The 15,112-nt window shown below is 67.1% G+C and carries 11 protein-coding genes; 8 read left to right on the forward strand and 3 right to left on the reverse strand.

From position 1 onward, the window contains the following. The first annotated feature begins 8 nt into the window (after window positions 1–8). Window positions 9–1,424: an MFS transporter gene (locus LGN19_RS32710; protein WP_122946724.1), complete on the forward strand. Its 1,416-nt coding sequence runs from the start codon at window positions 9–11 to the stop codon at window positions 1,422–1,424. Window positions 1,425–1,565: 141 nt separating this feature from the next. Here LGN19_RS32710 and LGN19_RS32715 read toward each other — a convergent pair whose 3' ends face one another. Next, window positions 1,566–1,841, reverse strand: coding sequence for an oxidative damage protection protein (locus LGN19_RS32715; protein WP_006478357.1), 276 nt, complete (start codon window positions 1,839–1,841; stop codon window positions 1,566–1,568). 49 nt (window positions 1,842–1,890) lie between these two features. Further along, complete coding sequence (gene argA / locus LGN19_RS32720) at window positions 1,891–3,270, reverse strand: amino-acid N-acetyltransferase (protein WP_175222662.1); 1,380 nt, start codon at window positions 3,268–3,270, stop codon at window positions 1,891–1,893. A gap of 23 nt (window positions 3,271–3,293) precedes the next feature. Here argA and hrpA point away from each other — a divergent pair, with 23 nt between their 5' ends. The 5 genes from hrpA to LGN19_RS32745 all read left to right on the forward strand — a co-directional run bounded on the left by hrpA (window position 3,294) and on the right by LGN19_RS32745 (window position 11,399). Continuing rightward, entirely contained in the window at window positions 3,294–7,487 is a 4,194-nt protein-coding gene (gene hrpA / locus LGN19_RS32725) for an ATP-dependent RNA helicase HrpA (RefSeq protein ID WP_226219403.1), read from the forward strand. A gap of 180 nt (window positions 7,488–7,667) precedes the next feature. Then, the gene (locus LGN19_RS32730) at window positions 7,668–8,657 is read left to right on the forward strand and encodes a beta-propeller fold lactonase family protein (RefSeq protein ID WP_027786950.1); all 990 of its coding nucleotides are present in this window, start codon (window positions 7,668–7,670) and stop codon (window positions 8,655–8,657) included. Window positions 8,658–8,673: 16 nt separating this feature from the next. After that, complete coding sequence (locus tag LGN19_RS32735) at window positions 8,674–9,648, forward strand: sterol desaturase family protein (protein WP_226219405.1); 975 nt, start codon at window positions 8,674–8,676, stop codon at window positions 9,646–9,648. 111 nt (window positions 9,649–9,759) lie between these two features. Further along, window positions 9,760–10,587 (forward strand): EI24 domain-containing protein, encoded by an 828-nt coding sequence (locus LGN19_RS32740; RefSeq protein WP_122945806.1) that lies wholly within the window; start codon window positions 9,760–9,762, stop codon window positions 10,585–10,587. Continuing rightward, window positions 10,584–11,399 (forward strand): competence/damage-inducible protein A, encoded by an 816-nt coding sequence (locus LGN19_RS32745; protein ID WP_226219406.1) that lies wholly within the window; start codon window positions 10,584–10,586, stop codon window positions 11,397–11,399. Before LGN19_RS32740 ends, LGN19_RS32745 begins: the two co-directional genes overlap by 4 nt. 115 nt (window positions 11,400–11,514) lie before the next feature. Here LGN19_RS32745 and LGN19_RS32750 read toward each other — a convergent pair whose 3' ends face one another. Beyond that, window positions 11,515–11,979, reverse strand: a complete 465-nt coding sequence (locus LGN19_RS32750; protein WP_226219407.1) for a rhodanese-like domain-containing protein — start codon at window positions 11,977–11,979, stop codon at window positions 11,515–11,517. 405 nt (window positions 11,980–12,384) lie between these two features. On the opposite strand from LGN19_RS32750, the gene glnA reads away from it, so the two are divergent. Both glnA and glnL read left to right on the forward strand, forming a co-directional pair. Further along, on the forward strand, window positions 12,385–13,800 hold the full coding sequence (gene glnA / locus LGN19_RS32755; protein WP_122945803.1) for a type I glutamate--ammonia ligase: 1,416 nt from the start codon (window positions 12,385–12,387) through the stop codon (window positions 13,798–13,800). A 160-nt stretch (window positions 13,801–13,960) separates the two neighbouring features. Next, window positions 13,961–15,103 (forward strand): nitrogen regulation protein NR(II), encoded by a 1,143-nt coding sequence (glnL, locus tag LGN19_RS32760; RefSeq protein ID WP_122945802.1) that lies wholly within the window; start codon window positions 13,961–13,963, stop codon window positions 15,101–15,103. Window positions 15,104–15,112: the final 9 nt, after the last annotated feature.

Here is a 15,112-nt window from a genome sequence, read left to right on the forward strand (position 1 = left end):
AGACATCGATGAGCCGTCAGCAATCCCCGACCGCCGCGCCGCAGCCGCGGCCCGGCCGCGCCGCCCTCGCGGCGTTCGTCGGCACCACGATCGAGTGGTACGACTTCTACATCTACGGCACGGCGGCCGCGCTCGTGTTCGGCAAGGTGTTCTTTTCGAGCACGATGGATCCCGGCGTCGCGACGCTGCTGGCGTTCGTCACGTTCTGGGCCGGCTTCGCCGCGCGGCCGCTCGGCGGCATCGTGTTCGGGCATCTCGGCGATCGGGTCGGCCGCAAGACGGCGCTCGTGATCACGCTGGTGATGATGGGGCTGGCCACGACCGGCATCGGCCTGCTGCCCGGCTATGCGCAGATCGGCGTCTGGGCGCCGGCCGGCCTCGTCGTGCTGCGCGTGCTGCAGGGCATCGCGGTCGGCGGCGAGTGGGGCGGTGCGGTGCTGATCGCGAGCGAGAATGCGCCGAAACATCGCAGCATCCTGTATGCGGCGTTCGCGCAGCAGGGCTCGCCGACCGGCAACCTGCTGGCCACGGCCGCGTTCTTCGCGCTGAGCGCGCTGCCGACCCCATCGTTCCTGATGTGGGGCTGGCGCATTCCGTTCCTGCTGTCGGCCGTGCTCGTGATCATCGGCATGGTGATCCGGCTGAGGCTCGAGGAGTCGGCCGACATGCAGCGCGTGCTCGCGCGCAAGCGCACCGTGAAGCTGCCGTTGCGCGACGTCGTGCGCGATCACTGGGTGGTCGTGCTGCTCGCGGCCGGCACGCTGCCGGTGATCAACGTCACGTATTTCCGCAGCACGTTCGCGCTGTCGTGGGCGACCAAGGAGCTTGGCTACGCGCAAGGCACGTTCCTCGGCATCCTGTCGATCTCGCTCGTCGTGCAGTTCCTGATGCAGCCGGTCGGTGCGTGGTTCGTGTCGAAGGTCGACATGCGCCGCGCGATGTGCTGGATCCTGATTCCGGAAATCGTGCTGATGCCCGTGATGTTCCACGCGCTCGCGACGCGTTCGTACTGGGTGGCGGTCGCGGGCATGTGCATCTCGACGATTCCGTCGGCGATGTTCTATGGCGCGGTCGGCGGCGTGCTCGCGCGCGTGTTCCCGGCGAACATCCGTTACACGGGGCTGTCGCTCGCGTATCAACTGAGCGCGCTCGTCGTCGGCGGCGGCACGCCCGTGCTCGCGCAGGCGATCCTCAATGCGACCGGCAGCATCGTCGGCGTCGCGGTCGCATCGGGGCTTTACGCGTTCGTGTCGCTCGTCTGCATGCTGGCGCTGCTGAATCGCACCGGGTATCGCGCGGACGAATTGTCGACGGCCGAGCGCAGCGACGCGGCCGAATGGGGCACCGAAGGCGGCAGCGCGGAACCCGCGGCCGACGGGAACGGGCAGCCGGGCGAGGGCGGCGCGCTGAAGCCAGCCAACTGAGCGGTACGGCATACCGCCCCGCGCGAGGCCGGAACACGCCGAACGCGGGCCCCAAAAGAAAACGGCACCGTGCGAATCACGGTGCCGTTTTCTCCGGAGCGAGTGGCCGGCAACTTGCGCCGGCCGCGCGCCAACGCGTCTTCAGCCTTCCGTCGGCGGCACGTAGCCGGATGCCTGGTCCGCGCCGTCGCCGAAGAAGTACTTTTCGGTCTGCTTCATCAGGTACTGGCGCGCGCGCGGGTCGGCCATGTTCAGGCGGTTTTCGTTGATCAGCATCGTCTGCTGCTTGAGCCAGCCTTGCCACGCTTCCTTCGAGACGCTCTCGTAAATGCGCTTGCCGAGTTCGCCCGGCAGCGGCGGGAAATCGAGGCCTTCGGCTTCCTTGCCGAGCTTCGCGCATTGGATCATTCGAGCCATCGTGTACTTCTCCTGTAATCGGTCTGGGGGAGGGCAGTCGTGCCTGCGCTCAGAGCTGCTTCATCAGCACGAGCGACTTGCGCTGCCAGTTATAGAGTTTGCGACGGTCTTCCGGCAGGTCGTCGACGCTGACCTTGACGAAGCCGCGCTTGAGGAACCAGTGCTCGGTGCGCGTCGTGAGCACGAAGATATGCGTGAGGCCGCGCGCGCGGGCGCGCTGCTCGATGCGCTTGAGCAGGCGTTCGCCGTCGCCCGAGCCCTGCGCTTCCGGCGCGACCGTCAGGCACGCCATCTCGCCGATCTTCTCCTGCTGGTACGGATACAGCGCCGCGCAGCCGAACAGCACGCTGTCGTGCTCGATCACCGAGAAGTGGTCGATGTCGCGTTCGATCTGGTGACGGCCGCGCCGCACCAGCGTGCCGTCCGACTCGAGCGGCTCGATCAGCGACAGGATGCCGCCGACGTCGTCCGGCGTGGCCTCGCGCAGGCTTTCGAGGTTCTCGTACGAGATCATCGTGCCGACGCCATCGTGCAGGAACAGTTCGAGCAGCATGCTGCCGTCGAGCGTTTGCGGGATCAGGTGCGCCCGGGTCACGCCGCCGCGGCACGCGCGGATCGAATGCTTGAGGAAGAACGCGTCGTCGCCTTGCACGTTGCCGGAGTCGAGGAGGTCGGCTGCCGCGTCGAGCGACATTTCGCGGACCAGCTCGCCTTCCTCGCCGATGATGCCCGGCCCTTCGGTCAGGAAGATGATCTTGTCGGCGCGCAGCGCGATCGCGGCAGCCGAAGCCACATCTTCCATCGACAGGTTGAACGCCTCGCCGGTCGGCGAGAAACCGAGCGGCGACAGCAGCACGAGCTTGCGGCTCGCGAGCGAATGGCGGATCGATTCGGCGTCGATCTTGCGCACGATGCCCGTATGCGCGAAATCGACCCCGTCGAGAATCCCCACCGGCCGCGCGGTCACGAAGTTGCCCGACACGACGCTGATGTGCGCGTGCGCCATCGGCGAGTTCGGCAGACCCTGGCTGATCGCGGCCTCGATGTCGAGACGCACTTCACCGGCCGCTTCCTTCGCGGATTCGAGCGCGCGCGCATCGGTGATGCGCAGCCCGTGCGAAAACTCGGATTCGACACCGTGCAGGCTCAGCTGCTCCTCGACCTGCGGGCGCGAGCCGTGTACCAGCACGATCTGGATACCCATCGCCTGCAGCAGCGCGATGTCGGACACGAGCGCGTTCAGGAGCCCCTGCTGCACCACCTCGCCGCCAAACCCCACGACGAACGTGCTGTTGCGGAACTTGTGGATATAGGGCGCGACGGAGCGCATCCAGTCGACGAACTGCGCGTGACTGGCGGCCGAATCGTCGGCGGCCGGCGGCGTCGTGGCGCCGGTCTGGGCGGGGGGGAGGTCGGTTTGGGAATTCATGGGCGGGATTATAATGCGCCCCCATGTCGAATGTTTCTAAAAGTCCCGCGCCGACGCGGGCCAATACGCCGTCGGCCCGGCACCCGGATGGTGCGGCCGATGCACGCGAGCAGCAGGGCCAGCCGTCGCGCCAGCAGCAGGACAAGCCGGCAGGCACGCCGGCACACGCACCGCGCGGGCCGCGCGGCGATGCGCGCCAGCCGGCCGCGAAGGGCGCACCGCAGGCAACGGGCGAGCGCCCCCCGCGCCGCGAGCGTCCGCCGCGCGCCGTCGTCGCGCCGAACCCCGTCCCGCCGATCACGTACCCCGAAAGCCTGCCCGTGTCGGGCAAGCGCGATGAAATCGCGCGCGCGATCGCCGGCCATCAGGTTGTCATCGTCTGCGGCGAAACCGGCTCGGGCAAGACCACGCAGCTGCCGAAGATCTGTCTCGATCTCGGTCGCGGCCTCGGCGCCGGCGGCACGGGCCTGATCGGCCATACGCAGCCGCGCCGTCTCGCCGCGTCGTCCACCGGGCGCCGGATCGCCGAGGAACTCGGCACGCCGTTCGGTGAAGTGGTCGGCTACAAGGTGCGCTTTACCGACAATCTCGCGCCGGGCGCGTCCGTGAAGCTGATGACGGACGGGATCCTGCTCGCCGAGACGCAGACCGATCCGTTGCTGAAGGCGTATGACACGCTGATCATCGACGAGGCGCACGAGCGCAGCCTGAACATCGACTTCCTGCTCGGCTACCTGAAGGAAATCCTGCCGAGGCGGCCGGACCTGAAGCTGATCGTCACGTCTGCGACGATCGACGCCGATCGCTTCGCGCGCCATTTCGGCACCGACGAGCGCCCCGCGCCCGTGATCGAGGTGAGCGGGCGGCTGTATCCGGTCGAGATGCGCTACCGGCCGGTTGCCGAGGATCGCCCGGCCGTGAAGAACGCGGAAGGCACGGGCGGCCGCGACCGCGTGAAGACCGCGCGCGAAGCCGAGCGCGACCTGATGGACGCGATCGTCGACGCGGTCGACGAGCTGTGCCGCGAAGGCCCCGGCGACGTGCTGGTGTTCCTGCCCGGCGAGCGCGAGATCCGCGAAGCGGCCGAGGCACTGCGCAAGCACCACCCGCCGCACACCGAGATCCTGCCGCTGTTCGCGCGACTCTCGGCGGCCGACCAGGACAAGGTGTTCAAGGCGTCGAACGCGCGCCGGATCGTGCTCGCGACCAACGTGGCCGAAACCTCGCTGACGGTGCCGGGCATCCGCTACGTCGTCGATACCGGCCTCGCACGCGTGAAGCGTTATTCGTACCGGAACAAGGTCGAGCAGCTGCAGGTCGAGTCGATCTCGCAGGCGGCCGCGAACCAGCGCGCGGGCCGCTGCGGCCGTGTGGCCGATGGTGTCTGCATTCGCTTGTACGAGGAAAGCGACTACCAGGCGCGCGCGCGCTTCACCGATCCGGAAATCCTGCGCTCGTCGCTCGCGTCGGTGATCCTGCGGATGAAGTCGCTGCATCTGACGGCGATCGAATCGTTCCCGTTCCTCGAGCCGCCGCCCGGCCGCGCGATCGCGGACGGCTACCAGTTGCTCAACGAGCTCGGCGCGGTCGACGACGACAACGCGCTGACGCCGCTCGGCCGCGAACTCGCGCGACTGCCGCTCGACCCGCGCGTCGGCCGGATGATTCTTGCCGCGCGCGATCAGCAGTCGCTGCGCGAGGTGCTGATCATCGCGAGCGCGCTGTCCGTGCAGGATCCGCGCGACCGCCCGATCGAAGCGCAGGAGCAGGCCGACCAGGCGCACCGCCGGTTCGCCGACGAACGTTCCGAGTTCCTGCAGTGGCTGAAGATCTGGGCGTGGTTCGAGGAGGCGGTGGCGCACAAGAAGTCGAACCGCCAGCTCGTCGACGCATGCCGGCAGAACTTCCTGTCGCACCTTCGGCTGCGCGAGTGGCGCGACGTCCATTCGCAGCTGCTGACCGTCGTGCGCGAGCACGGCTGGCGGCTGAACGAGGTCGAGGCGACCCACGAACAGGTCCATCTGGCCCTGTTGACGGGCCTGCTCGGCAACCTCGGCATGAAGGCCGACGACGATCCGCACTATCTCGGCGCGCGCGGGATCAAGTTCTACCTGTGGCCGGGCTCGGTGCTCGCGAAGAAGGCCGGCCGCTGGGTGATGGCGGCCGAGCTCGTCGAGACGAGCCGGCTGTACGCGCGCTGCCTCGCGAAGATCGAGCCCGAATGGGTCGAGAAGATCGGCGCGCACCTGCTGAAGAAATCGCTGTCGGAGCCGCACTGGGAAAAGCGCCCGGCGCAGGTCAGCGCGTACGAGCGCGCGACGCTGTACGGGCTGCCGATCTACCACCGCCGGCGCGTCGCGTTCGGCAAGCAGGACCCGTCGCGGGCGCGTGAGCTGTTCATCCGCGGCGCGCTGGTCGAAGGCGAGTTCGACACGAAGCTCGCGTTCTTCGCGCACAACCGCAAGCTGCTTGCCGACATCGAGCAGCTCGAGCACAAGTCGCGCCGCCAGGACGTGCTGGTCGACGACGAGCTGATCTACGCGTACTACGACCAGGCGATTCCGGAAGGGATTCACACGGGCGCCGCATTCGAGCGCTGGTATCGCGACGAGGTGAAGAAGGGCGGCCAGCCCGAGGACAAGCTGCGGCTGCTGTACCTGTCGCGCGACGACCTGATGCGCCACGAGGCGGCCGGCGTGACGACCGAGCTGTTCCCGAAGCGCGCGACGATGGCCGGCGTCGAGATGGCGCTCACGTATCACTTCGAGCCCGGCACGCCGCGCGACGGCGTGACGCTCGCGGTGCCGCTGTATGCGCTGAACCAGGTCGACGCGCGTCGCTGCGAGTGGCTCGTGCCGGGGATGCTGAAGGAAAAGGTGCAGTTGCTGCTGAAGTCGCTGCCGCAGAAGCTGCGCCGGCATTGCGTGCCGCTGCCCGAGTACGCGGCCGGCTTCGTCGAGCGGATGGGCCGCGAGCGCTTCGGCGCGGGCGGGCTGGTCGAGGCGCTGATCGCCGACGTGCGCGGCGAGACGCAGATCGCGATGAAGACGGCCGACTTCAAGCTGGAAACGCTGCCCGCGCACCTGTTCATGAACTTCAAGGTGATCGACGAGCACGGCCGCCAGCTCGCGATGGGGCGCAATCTCGCGCAGCTTCGCCAGGAGCTCGGCGCGCAGGCGCAGCAGCAGTTCCAGAAGATCGCGGCGGCGTCGACGATCGCGGCGGGCGGCGATGCCGATGACGGCCAGCCCATCGGCCAGGCGCCGGCGGCGGTTGCCGCGACCGGTACCGCCGGCCGTAACGCCAAGGCCGGCAAGGGCACGGCGCCGCAGACGGCCGCTCCGGCGGAAGCCGGCGCGACCGCGCTGTACGAGAACCTGACGACGTGGAATTTCGGCAAGCTGCCCGAGCTGCTGGAAATCCGCCGGCGCGGCCAGACGCTGTACGGCTACCCGGCGCTCGTCGATCGCGGCACGCATTGCGACGTCGAGGTGTTCGATTCGCCGGAGGAGGCCGCGCGCATCCACCGGGCCGGCCTGCGGCGGCTGTTCGCGCTGCAGTTGAAGGAGCCGATCAAGTTCCTCGAGAAGAACCTGCCGGGCCTGCGCGAGATGGCGATGCAGTACATGTCGCTCGGCACGCAGGACGAGCTGCGCGACCAGCTGATCGACACGGCGCTCGACCGCGCGTGCCTGCAGGACCCGCTGCCCGACGACGACGCGAGCTTCCATGCGCGCCGCGACGAGGGCCGCAGCCGCCTGAACCTGCTCGCGCAGGAAATCGCGCGGCTGGTGGGGCAGATCCTGGCCGAATACGCGGGGCTCGTGAAGAAACTCGCGCAGGCGAAGCCGTTCGCGCAGGCCCACGCGGACCTGCAGCAGCAGCTGGCCGCGCTGGTCGGCAAGCGCTTCGTGATCGACACGCCCTACGCGCAACTGGCGCACTTCCCGCGCTACCTGAAGGGCATCGCGCTGCGGATCGACAAGCTGAAGGCCGATCCGGCGCGCGACGCGAAGCAGTCGGCCGACCTGTTGCCGCTGGCCCAGCAGTACCAGCGCGCGGTGTCGCAGCGTGGCGGCGTCGCCGATTTGCGGCTCGCGGAATTCCGCTGGCTGCTCGAGGAGCTGCGGATTTCGCTGTTCGCGCAGGAACTGCGCACGCCGATGCCTGTCTCTGTCAAGCGTCTGCACAAGGTCTGGGAGTCGATGCAGCGCTAGCGCAACATCGGTTTCCCGGGCCCGCACCGGCGGCCGGCCCCGGCCGGCCGCGCGGCGCCTGCCGCGCCGGCCGACAGGGCCGCCGCGGCGTGCGTCGAAGTGGCGCAATGCCGGCTTCGGTCAACCGGCCGGGCCGGTTGTACGTTTTACAATGACGGTTGTTCCACGACGTGAGTCTTCATGCGCACTTTCCTTTCCCTCGGCCGCACGCTCGCGCTGGCCGCCGCCGTGCTGGCACCCGCCGCACACGCGAATAACGTGATCATCCTCAATTCGGCCGAAGCGACGCTTTCGCTGATTGACCAGCAGACCCGCCAGGTCGTCGGCACGATGCCGACCGGCAAGGAACCGCACCACCTGATGGCGACGCCCGACAATTCGTCGCTGATCGTTGCAAATTCGGTCTCGAACAGCCTGATGTTCCTCGATCCGAAGACGGGCAAGCTGCAGCGCACCGTCGAAGGGATCGACGATCCTTACCAGCTCGGCTTCTCGCCCGACCGCAAGTGGTTCGCGGCCGCCGGCCTGCGCCTCGACCGCGTCGACATCTACGGCTACGACGGCCGCGACCTGAAGCTCGTGAAGCGCGTGCCGCTGGAAGTGATGCCGAGCCACCTCGCGTTCACGAAGGACAGCAAGACGCTGCTCGTGTCGCTGCAGGTCTCCGGCGAGATCGCGGCGATCGACCTGCCGACGCAGACGGTCAAGTGGAAGATGAAGGTCGGCAAGGTGCCGGCTGGCCTGTGGCTCACGCCGGACGACAAGTACCTGCTCGTCGGGATGACCGGCGCGGATTACGTCGCGGTGGTCGACTGGCGCAACCAGAAGGTCGTCAAGCAGATCTATACGGGCAAGGGCGCGCACAACTTCCGCTCGCTCGCCGACGGCACGCACGTCGCGGTGACGAACCGGGTCGCGAACACGATCAGCATCATCGACGAGAACACGCTCACCAACGTCGGCGACATCACCGGCCTGCTGCCGGGCCCGGACGACATGGAGCTGTCCGCCGACAAGAAGACGCTGTGGGTGACGTTCCGCTTCGCGAAGAAGGTCGGGATCATCGATCTTGCTTCGCGCAAGCTGGTGCAGACGATTGCCGTCGGCCGCTCGCCGCACGGCATCTATTTCTACGACCGCGCGCCGTGGCGCGCCGCGAACGGCGCGTGACGGGCGGGGGAGAGCGATGCTGCACCTGATCGATGCATTCGTATCGGATATCCAGACCTGGCTGTACGTCGACGTCGTGCAGCCGCTCCTCTTCAAGTTCAACCTGATGGACTATGACGAGGACACCTACGACGCGCTGTACTGGGTGATCGTCGGCGCGCTGCAGATGGTCCTGATGTTCGTGCTGCTGCGCCCGCTCGAGGCGCTGCTGCCGGTCGAGCGCTGGACGAACCGCCGTGCCGTGCGGGTCGACGTGATCTACACGGCGATCGCGAAGCTCGGCATCTATTCGCTGTTCTTCTTCTTCGCGCTGCAGCCGCTGTTCGACAACTTCCAGGCGTGGCTGCGCCTGCACGGCGTGGCGAACCTCAACCTCGACTACCTGTGGCCGGGCGTGACCTCGAAGCCGATTGTCACGTTCGTGATCTATCTCGTCGTGCTCGATTTCGCCGGCTACTGGTATCACCGCTGGCAGCACAAGTTCGGCATCTGGTGGGAGCTGCACGCCGTGCATCACAGCCAGCGCCAGATGTCGCTGTGGTGCGACGACCGCAACCACGTGCTCGACGACGTGATCCAGTCGTGCTTCTTCGCGGCGATCGCGCTCGTGATCGGTGTGACGCCGTCGCAGTTCGTCGTGCTGACCGCGTTCACCAACTTCATGCAGAGCATTCAGCACACGAATGCGCGGCTGCCGTTCGGCTGGCTCGGCGAGCGCCTGCTCGTGAGCCCGATCTTCCACCGCCGCCACCACGCGGTCGGCTACGGCCACGAAGGCACGAAGTACGGCTGCAACTTCGGCGTGCTGTTCCCGTGGTGGGACATGATGTTCGGCACCGCGTCGTGGAACCGCACGGTCGAGCCGACCGGCATCCGCGACCAGGTCGAGGGCGTGTCCTACGGCGAAGGCTTCTGGGCGCAGCACGGCCTCGCGTTCGTGCGGATCTTCCGACGCCTGTTCCCCGCCAAGCGCGGCGCGGCATCGGCCTGATCCGGCCATTCCCACGTTGAGCGGCTCTCCCACGCGGCCCGCATGCGCTTTGGCGCATGCGGGCCGCGTGGTTTATCCTTTCCCCGTTTTTCTCCGTCGATACAGGCTCGCATGAACGACTTGCTGCGTTCCTTCGTCCGGGCATTGGCGAGCGCACTGCATCCGCGCATGCTCTGGCTCACCCTGATGCCGTTTCTGGTCTCGGCCGTCCTGTGGGGCGTCGTGCTGTGGTTCTCGTGGCAGACGCTGCTGGACCTCGCACGCGGCGCGCTCGACGGCTTCGTGCTGACCGCCATGCTGTATCGCGCGTTCGACGCGATCGGCATGTCGCAGCTGCATGCGGTCGTCGCGCCGTTCGTGGTCGTGTCGCTCGCGATCCCGCTGATCGTGCTGACCGTGCTGCTGCTGATCGCGACGATTTCGATGCCGGTCGTGATCAAGCACCTGTCGAACCGGCAGTTCGCGGCGCTCGAGTCAAAGCGCGGCGGCACCTTCTTCGGCAGCGTGTTCAATTCGCTGGGGGCGGCGATCGCCGGTGTGATCGTGCTCGTCGTCACCATTCCGCTGTGGCTGATTCCGCCGTTCTTCGCGCTGCTGCCGCCCGTGATCTGGGGCTGGCTCACGTATCGCGTGATGACCTACGACGCGCTGGCGCTGCACGCGAGCCGCGACGAGCGCCGGGCGCTCGTGCGGCAGCACCGCTGGCCGCTGATCGGCATTGGCGTCGCGACCGGGCTGCTCGGCACCGTGCCGACCTTCGTGTGGGTATCGTCGGTCTGGATGATGGTGCTGTTTCCGTTCGTCGCGGCGGCCATGATCTGGGTTTACGCTTTCATCCTCGTCTTCTCGGCGCTGTGGTTCGGGCATTACTGCCTGCGCGCGCTGGAGGACCTGCGTGCGAGTTCGCGCGCCACCGCAATCGACATGGGGCAGGCATGAGCATCGGCATCATCATCATCGGCGACGAAATCCTTTCGGGCCGCCGGCAGGACAAGCATCTGGCGAAGGTCATCGAGCTGCTCGGCGCGCGCGGCCTCGCGCTCGACTGGGCCGAATACGTCGGCGACGATCCGGCGCGCATCACGGCGACCCTCGCACGCGCGATCGCGTCGGGCGACGTCGTGTTCTCGACGGGCGGGATCGGCGCGACGCCGGACGACCACACGCGCCAGTGCGCGGCCGCCGCGCTCGGCGTGCCGCTCGAGCTCCATCCGGACGCGAAGGTGCTGATTTCGGAGCGGATCCGCGAAACGCACACCGATCCGGCCACGCCGGTCGACTTCGAGTCGCCGGAGAACCAGCACCGCTTCAACATGGGCGTGTTTCCGGTGGGCGCGACGATCATCCCGAACGGCTACAACCGGATTCCCGGCTTCTCGGTCGGCGACCTTCACTTCGTGCCGGGCTTCCCGGTGATGGCGTGGCCGATGATCGAATGGGTGCTCGATACGAAGTACGCGCACCTGCATCACGCGACGCCCCACGCGGAGCGCTCGCTGTACGTGTTCGAGCTGCCGGAATCGACGCTCACGCCGCTGATGGAGCGCATCGAGCGCGATTTCCCGGGCGTGCGCGTGTTCAGCCTGCCGAGCGTCGGCGATGCGGAGCGCGGCGGAATCTACGCGCGCCGTCACATCGACCTCGGCGTGAAGGGCGAGCCGGAAGCGGTTGCAGCCGCGTACGTGAAGCTGCGCGAAGGCGTGCACCTGCTCGGCGGCGACGTTGTCGAACCCGAGACGCCGCGCGCCTGAGCGGCCCCTCGGCAGGCCGCACAAAAGCCACGGGCCGCGCAACGCGGCCCGTCATCGGCATGTCATCGCCCGGCTCGACGATAAGGTTGTCGCAACCGGCTGGAGCGGCGCGCCGTCAGGCGCCGATCCACGGCAGTTTCCGGAAGCACCAGCCTTCGACCGTCTTGCGGTGGCCTTCGGCGTCCTTCGCGCCCTCGAAGCCTTCGAGCAGGTCGAACGCCTTCGTGAAGCCGGCCTGCGTGGAGGCGATCGCGGCGAGCTTCGAGCGCGCGGCACTGCGGCACAGGAACAGGATGGGCGCATCGGCCGGGAGGGCCGCCTTCAGTTCGTTGACGAATTCGGCGTTCGGCACGCCGCCCGGGTAGCGCGTCCATTCGAGGTGCAGGTACTGGCCGTCGCCGACGAGCGGGCGGCCGATCCAGTCGAGTTCGGCGCGGGTGCGCACATCGACGAGGCGCGCCGACGGGTCGAGCTGCAGCAGTTCGAAAGCCTCGGCCGGCAGCAGCGCCCCGGCGTAGTTGAGCGCGCCTTGTGCGCGGCGTTCGTCGGCCTTCGCGTAAAGCTGGTCGAGCGTACTCATGGCAGGGAGTCTCCTATCGGTCAAACGAACATTCTAGCGCGGCGTCGCGGCGCGGATGTCCGTGTAGGGTACGGTGTGCGCACCCCACACGCGTTCACCAAAAGGGTGCAGAATGGCGCGCATGCACCAGAATGATTCCGTGGGCGCGGCGCATTGCACCGATTGCACCATCGAGGTGCTTTCGGTCGGCTGGCGGTGCGAAGCCGAGCCCCGGAATTGCGCAGCACAGCCCCGTCGTGACGAGCGCTGGCGCGATTCGCGCCAGTCTTGCGCGTAGGTGGCACGGAAGCTGCTTTATAGGATTCGGTCGAATCGGGGCGCGCTGCGCAAAAGCAAGACCCCGGTCAGCTCGATAAACGAGGCGGTTCCCAGTCCGCCGGAATTGTTCAATCAGGAGAAGAGGTTATGAGTAAAACCGTCGCCGACGTCATGCAACTCGTGAAGGACGAGGACTGCAAGTTTGTCGATTTCCGCTTCACGGACACGCGCGGCAAGGAACAGCACGTGTCGGTGCCGGTTTCGGCGTTTGACGAAGACAAGTTCGAAAGCGGTCATGCATTCGACGGCTCGTCGATCGCCGGCTGGAAGGGCATCGAGGCGTCGGACATGCTGCTCATGCCGGATCCGAACGCCGCCTTCATCGACCCGTTCTATGAAGAGTCGACCCTGGTGCTGACCTGCGACGTGGTCGAACCGGCCGACGGCAAGGGTTACGAGCGCGACCCGCGTTCGCTCGCGAAGCGCGCGGAAGCGTACCTGAAGAGCACGGGCATCGGCGACACGGCCTTCTTCGGTCCGGAGCCGGAATTCTTCATTTTCGACTCGGTCCAGTGGAGCACGGACATGTCGGGTTGCTTCGTGAAGATCAACTCGGAAGAAGCACCGTGGTCGTCGGCGAAGGAATTCGAAGGCGGCAACACGGGCCACCGTCCGGGCACGAAGGGCGGCTACTTCCCGGTCGCACCGGTCGACACGTTCCAGGACATGCGTTCGGAAATGTGCCTGCTGCTCGAACAGCTCGGCATCCCGGTCGAAGTGCACCACCATGAAGTGGCGGGCCAGGGCCAGAACGAAATCGGCACGAAGTTCTCGACGCTGGTCGAGCGCGCCGACTGGACGCAATGGTCGAAGTACATCATCCACAACGTCGCGCACTCGTACGGCAAGACGGCGACGTTCATGCCGAAGCCGGTCGTCGGCGACAACGGTTCGGGCATGCACGTTCACCAGTCGATCTGGAAGGACGGCCAGAACCTGTTCGCAGGCAACGGCTACGCCGGCCTGTCGGAACTGGCGCTGTTCTACATCGGCGGCATCATCAAGCACGCCCGTGCACTGAACGCGATCACGAACCCGACGACGAACTCGTACAAGCGTCTGGTCCCGCACTTCGAAGCACCGGTCAAGCTCGCCTACTCGGCACGCAACCGTTCGGCATCGATCCGCATTCCGCACGTGTCGAACCCGAAGGGCCGCCGTATCGAAACGCGCTTCCCGGATCCGATGGCGAACCCGTACCTGTTGTTCTCGGCACTGATGATGGCAGGCCTCGACGGGATCCAGAACAAGATCCATCCGGGCGAAGCCGCGGACAAGAACCTGTACGACCTGCCGCCGGAAGAGGATGCAAAGATCCCGACCGTGTGCGCGGGCCTCGACCAGGCACTGGAAGCGCTCGACAAGGATCGCGAGTTCCTGACCCGTGGCGGCGTGTTCACGGACAGCATGCTCGACGCGTACCTTGCGCTGAAGGAGCAGGAGCTGGCGAAGTTCCGCATGACGACGCACCCGATCGAGTTCGAGATGTACTACTCGCTGTAATCGGCGATGGCGCTTCGATTCAGCGCCGTCCTGCCGGTTCGTTCCCGTCGCGCGGCCTGCGACGGGAACGGCGGAGTCTGAAAGGGGCGGCGTCCAGCCGTCCCTTTTTTGTTCCGACGATTTTCCTTTTCCGGCCCGTTGAGGCGCGACAAGCACGCAGATGGTTCTGAAGAATCTGATCAAGGCGAAAACGGGGCAGCCCGAGCGACAGACGGACGACGAGCGGCTCGCGCGCTCGGGCCTGCTGGCGGGGCTGGAAGCGCTGCCGACGGTCGTGATCGTGCTCGACCGCAAGACGCTGCGGATCGCGTTCGCGAACCCGTCCGCGGAGGCGATGCTCGACATCTCGCGCCGGCAGCTCGCGCAGCGGCCGTGGGGCGAGATTTTTCCGAACGCGAACGAGCTGGCATCGACGATCACCGCGATCGGCGAGGAACGCTTTCACGCGACGCACCTCGATACCGTGCTCGACCGGCCCGGCCGCGAACCGCTGCATGTGCATGCGATCGTCGGCTTCCTCGAGACCGCGCCCGATTTCGTGCTCGTCGAGCTGTTCGAGAACGAGCGGCAGTCGCGCACCGATCGCGAGGAGCGCATTCACGACCTGACCGCGGTCAACAAGCAACTGATCCGCAACCTCGCGCACGAGATCAAGAACCCGCTCGGCGGCATTCGCGGCGCAGCCCAGCTGCTCGAATTCGAGCTCGGCGAGCGCGAGCGTGGCGAGTTGCGCGAATACACGCAGGTGATCATCAAGGAGTCCGACCGCCTGCAGACGCTCGTCGACCGGTTGCTGGAGCCGCATCGGCATCCGCACATCGTCGGCGACGTGAACATTCATGAAGTATGCGAACGCGTGCGCGCGGTGATGCTCGCGGAATTCCCGCGCGGTCTCACGATCGAGCGCGACTACGACGTGAGCGTGCCGGACCTGCGCGGCGACAAGGAGCAACTGATCCAGGCGCTGCTCAACATCGTGCGCAACGCCGCGCAGGCGCTGCGCGACCGGATCGCGCAGGGCGACGCGAAGATCGAGCTGCGCACGCGCATCGCGCGCAAGGTGACGATCGCGAAGCGCCTGTACCGGCTGGCACTGGACTTGCACGTGATCGACAACGGGCCCGGCATTCCGGAGGAAATCCGCGACCGGATCTTCTACCCGCTCGTGTCCGGGCGCGACGACGGCAGCGGCCTCGGCCTGACGCTCGCGCAGACGTTCGTGCAGCAGCACGACGGGATGATCGAGGTCGAAAGCCGGCCCGGACGTACCGAATTTCAGATCCTGCTACCGCTCGACCATTGAGCGGCGGCA

Source organism: Burkholderia sp. AU30198, assembly GCF_020419825.1.
GTDB lineage: Bacteria > Pseudomonadota > Gammaproteobacteria > Burkholderiales > Burkholderiaceae > Burkholderia.

Excerpts from the sequence above, each read along its gene's own strand:
- glnA (WP_122945803.1), top strand. The coding sequence starts at position 12,385 with ATGAGTAAAACCGTCGCCGACGTCATGCAACTCGTGAAGGACGAGGAC.
- LGN19_RS32735 (WP_226219405.1), top strand. The coding sequence starts at position 8,674 with ATGCTGCACCTGATCGATGCATTCGTATCGGATATCCAGACCTGGCTG.
- LGN19_RS32710 (WP_122946724.1), top strand. The coding sequence starts at position 9 with ATGAGCCGTCAGCAATCCCCGACCGCCGCGCCGCAGCCGCGGCCCGGC.
- glnL (WP_122945802.1), top strand. The coding sequence starts at position 13,961 with ATGGTTCTGAAGAATCTGATCAAGGCGAAAACGGGGCAGCCCGAGCGA.
- hrpA (WP_226219403.1), top strand. The coding sequence starts at position 3,294 with ATGTCGAATGTTTCTAAAAGTCCCGCGCCGACGCGGGCCAATACGCCG.
- LGN19_RS32740 (WP_122945806.1), top strand. The coding sequence starts at position 9,760 with ATGAACGACTTGCTGCGTTCCTTCGTCCGGGCATTGGCGAGCGCACTG.
- LGN19_RS32750 (WP_226219407.1), bottom strand. The coding sequence starts at position 11,979 with ATGAGTACGCTCGACCAGCTTTACGCGAAGGCCGACGAACGCCGCGCA.
- LGN19_RS32715 (WP_006478357.1), bottom strand. The coding sequence starts at position 1,841 with ATGGCTCGAATGATCCAATGCGCGAAGCTCGGCAAGGAAGCCGAAGGC.
- LGN19_RS32745 (WP_226219406.1), top strand. The coding sequence starts at position 10,584 with ATGAGCATCGGCATCATCATCATCGGCGACGAAATCCTTTCGGGCCGC.
- argA (WP_175222662.1), bottom strand. The coding sequence starts at position 3,270 with ATGAATTCCCAAACCGACCTCCCCCCCGCCCAGACCGGCGCCACGACG.
- LGN19_RS32730 (WP_027786950.1), top strand. The coding sequence starts at position 7,668 with ATGCGCACTTTCCTTTCCCTCGGCCGCACGCTCGCGCTGGCCGCCGCC.